Genomic DNA, 939 nt, shown 5'->3' with positions numbered 1-939 from the left:
CCACGCCTGATCTTCCTTTATTCTGTGATCACTCAGCGCCTGCGTCAAAGTTGGAGCGTTGTTCACAGCGATAATGGTCAGTGAGAAATCAGAAAATGCCTCAGCCGCCCCGTCACTGGCCGTGACCCTGAGATCAATGGTTCCATCGAAGCCTTCTTCTGGCGGCGTGCCGCTGAACTGGCTGGTTGCTGCATCAAAGCTGAGCCACCCGGGTAAGGTCGACCCATCCGTCAGGGTCGCGGAGAGCAACAATGCATCACCATCAGCATCCGTGAAGGTATCTTCTGGCAGCGTGAAACTCCAGTTTGTTCCTTCGTCTGTCTGCTGGTCTTCGATAGTGGACGCAGCACTTGGAGATCGGTTCAGAAGGTCTTCCGGATCAAACAAGACGCCATCGAATTCGAGCATCTCGACATTTGTAAGGAAGTCCACGTCACCGCTGCGCTTGTCGCGAATGGTCAGACCATTTCCCGATCGGGAAACCGTGTAGTGTTCAGGGGCATCCGCATAAACGGCCAGATCTTCGCCATAGCCTCCATCCAGCCTGTCGTTACCGCCCGCTCCGAACAGGATATCATCCCCATAGTTTCCGTTCAGGGTCTCGTCCGATGCATCGCCTTCCAGCGTGTCACCCCATCCATAGGTACCATAGACCGTGGCATTGCCGCTCTGATTGGCAAGTGCCTTGGCATGAATGGCAACCTCATCCAGGGTTCCGTCCGCAAAGATGACTTCGCTTATGCGGTTGGTTTGCTCTGCGTTCCTATAGAGTTGGAAGTGAACCCGGACAGTTGCGCCATCGGCAAAATCGATGAACAGATCATAGCCTCGCTGATCTGTACGGAAATTGACATCGGCCGTATTGAACGTGGAGAGGTCGAGCCTGTTGACGCCCTGCACATCATCAATTGTGTCATTTCCATCGCCGAGACGGTAGAC

General features: G+C 54.2%; 1 protein-coding gene. It reads right to left on the bottom strand.

Annotated elements, in window-relative coordinates:
* On the bottom strand, positions 1–939 hold a 939-nt coding region (locus RA27_RS22970), incomplete at both ends, for a putative Ig domain-containing protein (protein ID WP_039544637.1).

This window comes from Ruegeria sp. ANG-R (assembly GCF_000813985.1).
Taxonomy (GTDB): Bacteria; Pseudomonadota; Alphaproteobacteria; order Rhodobacterales; family Rhodobacteraceae; genus Ruegeria.
This window is presented reverse-complemented; position numbering and strand designations above follow the sequence as displayed.